2 protein-coding genes and 1 pseudogene are annotated in these 2,913 nt (G+C 39.7%); 1 reads left to right on the top strand and 2 read right to left on the bottom strand.

Annotated elements, in window-relative coordinates:
* Together AC4GME_RS18475 and AC4GME_RS18470 are read right to left on the bottom strand one after the other, a co-directional pair.
* Window positions 1-300: pseudogene (locus AC4GME_RS18475) on the bottom strand (OmpP1/FadL family transporter); the annotation flags it as partial.
* 208 nt (window positions 301-508) lie between these two features.
* Entirely contained in the window at window positions 509-1,147 is a 639-nt protein-coding gene (locus tag AC4GME_RS18470) for a hypothetical protein (RefSeq protein ID WP_490380008.1), read from the bottom strand.
* A 350-nt stretch (window positions 1,148-1,497) separates the two neighbouring features.
* On the opposite strand from AC4GME_RS18470, the gene AC4GME_RS18465 reads away from it, so the two are divergent.
* Window positions 1,498-2,859: a DUF1254 domain-containing protein gene (locus AC4GME_RS18465; protein WP_490380007.1), complete on the top strand. Its 1,362-nt coding sequence runs from the start codon at window positions 1,498-1,500 to the stop codon at window positions 2,857-2,859.
* The last annotated feature ends 54 nt before the right edge of the window (window positions 2,860-2,913 follow it).

The following is a 2,913-nucleotide window of genomic DNA, read 5'->3' as shown; positions in this document are numbered from 1 at the left end:
ATGTGGTATAAACTGATTACCTTCACTGGTTGTACCTTGTTTTTGGTCATCTCGGTCAAACTGTGATTTTACATTTAATAGTTGTCCCCCCAACATCAAGCTTGAGTCTTCTATTCCCGCTAGACCAGCTGCATTGGTGACAGTGGCGGAGGCATCTTGGTTGTTAGTCACACCAGCAACACCAGCGGTTGCAATACTGCTTGCGGTGCCTATTTGTGATAAAGACAAGCCAGCAGCTAAAACATTACTACTCACAAGGGCTAAAGCTGTCATCGGTAGGGTAAATTTACTATTTTTCATTGGGTTCTCAGTGATTAATTCTTATGCTTTGATTTGATGGTTCATGGCATATATTTCAGGTAATTAACATCGCTCAACGGATTAAGACAAAAGGCATTTTTCAAAATAAACTTATACAAAATACAAATAAGCAGTTAAAAGGGAGCCATCCATGGCGATTGCCAGACTTGTTACTAAGGCAGAGACAAGCCAGCAGTCCATTAAAACCTTAAAAACGGGTACGATAGGTTATCCAAGCGTTATTGTCGGTATCCCCCGTAAAGACAATAACGTTATCTTGATCCACTTTATAACCAACTTGAAACTCCGCCGAGAAATCTCTTATCTCTTCGCCATCAAGGCCATAACTGTATTGCGGTGCAAGCTGAACGTAGAATTTTTCAGCAAAATCATACATTAAATAATTAACACTGCTGATGATTTGTGTTTCTTGGAATTGATCATTAGCTTCCCACATTTTGCCGTAGGTGATTCCACTATAGAGTCTGATCTTGTCTGAAATAGGGAAGGCTTGCATTAAACCAACTGTTGCATAATTACTGGTTAATAGATCGCTCGAAGCATCACTACCTGCATCGATGAAAAGACCCGTTCCGGTTTTTTTATTGGGTGTAAATAAACGCGTTCGAAAATTTTCAAAGTTATTTTTTGCTTCTATTTTACCCAGTAATCCCCAATCTCCTTTGTTTAAGCCAAATTGAAAAGAGGCCCCTAAACCTTTATTACCCGCAATGATTTCACCGCCAGTATAAACAGCCATAGGGTCACTCATATCTTGAGCTTTTTCAGCAAAGGCCAGCGATGGTAAAAACACTAATGAAGCTAAAACAGTTAGCTTATTAAACATAATTTAATCCTAAAAAAGTGAGGTGAGCTTTACGCCCACCATTTAGTTTATTGTTCTAATGCAACTTGTTAATCACACATACTCCTAAACGAGTGTTTGCTTGATAAAGCGTTCTGTACAAGATGATTGCTACTGTAAAAGTAAATACGATAAAAATGGCTAATAGTGACTATTACGATTATTAATAGTGCTTTCTAAAGTGGCCGAGAAGCCTTTGGTTAGTGAATTGGTGAGCTTTCCTGCATAACAATATGAAGGTTTTGCTTTGCTTTTAACGCGTGGTAGCTATGTTAGTGGGACACACTTATAGGTATTGTTTTTGTAATAATTAATCCACAAAGGTAAAGGCCATGAAAAAAACGATCTTAGCGTTAACACTCAGTAGCGCATTTATTTGTACCTCTTTTTTTGCAACTGCAACAACCGTTGAAAATGATTCGGCATTACAGCAAGTGACACTTGCGACTCAAGCACAAGATCAGGAAAAAATTGCACAGCTTGCTTATGAATATGCATTTTCAATTGATGAAGCCTATAAATTTTATTATGAAACGGTGGTAAAAACTGAATATCCATTGAATCAATTTGAAAATATTCGCCAGTTAGCTGATCATACCTATACCGCTCACCCATCCATTAATAACGATACGTTACATATAATGGGCTGGATGGACCTTGCGGCAGAGCCGGTTATTATTACCATTCCAGATCATGATCAAGGTCGTTATTGGTTATTTCATACCATGAATATGCAACACTTCACTGATTCCGCGTTTGGCTCGCCTGATCGCGGTGCAGAAGGCGGCATTTTTATGTACGCAGTAGAAGGTTGGCAAGGTGAAGTACCTGCTAGCGTTGATGAGGTTATTTATGTTGAGCACCCGTTAGTTAAAATGATGGGCCGAATTATGGATTTAGGTGGCGATGATTCACCCCAAGCTCAAAAACTGATGGACCAATGGTCGGTGCGCACTCTCTCTGCATTTTTAGGCACCAAAGGCCCACAACAAGTGCAACGTGATTACCCTGATCCAGCTAACAGCAACTGGGTAGAGCGCACCAATTTTATATTATCTGAAGGCACAATGGCTAAGCATGATGAGAAGCTATTAGCACAATTTAAAGCGCTCGGATTAGACGGTTCTGCAACTACGTTATTAACGCCTGAACAGCTTAAAGTAGCAAAAACGGCACAAAAATCTGGTTTTGAGCATATTAAAAACTCAATTTTCACTGACTCACGAGATGTATTAGGTACACGTGAAGAGATGGAAGCGGTGCCAAGTTATCAGCATGCGTATGGTACTTTCATGGGCCAATGGGGATTACCTGCTGAGCAGACTATGTATACTGGTGATTTTGTTGATGTAGACGGCGATCCACTCGATGGTGAAAAATATGACTACACAGTCACATTTACAGCGCCTGAAGTCGCTGGTTTTTGGTCATATACGACCTACAGCGCGAAGACACGTTTAATGGAATTTAATGCCTTAAATCGTCACTCACGTGGTGATCGCTCACTAAAAGCAAATGATGATGGTAGCTATACAATTTTCATGAGTTCAGATAGCGAGGGCCAAGAAAACAACGCTAACTTCCTACCTATCCCTGACCATGGATGGTATGCAATATTACGTATGTATACACCGGGTGAATCTGTACAAAATGATCAATGGAAACCGACTCCCTTTACCAAGGTAAAAAAATAATTTTCTAGTATTAAAGGCCATTAACCTATTGCGTTAATGGCCTTTTTTTGTAAA

The organism is Psychromonas sp. (assembly GCF_983033635.1).
Note: the sequence above shows the minus strand (reverse complement) of the source record. Positions and strands in the feature narration are given on the sequence as shown.

Coding starts and splice junctions, on each gene's coding strand:
- AC4GME_RS18470 (WP_490380008.1), bottom strand. CDS start 1,147: ATGTTTAATAAGCTAACTGTTTTAGCTTCATTAGTGTTTTTACCATCG.
- AC4GME_RS18465 (WP_490380007.1), top strand. CDS start 1,498: ATGAAAAAAACGATCTTAGCGTTAACACTCAGTAGCGCATTTATTTGT.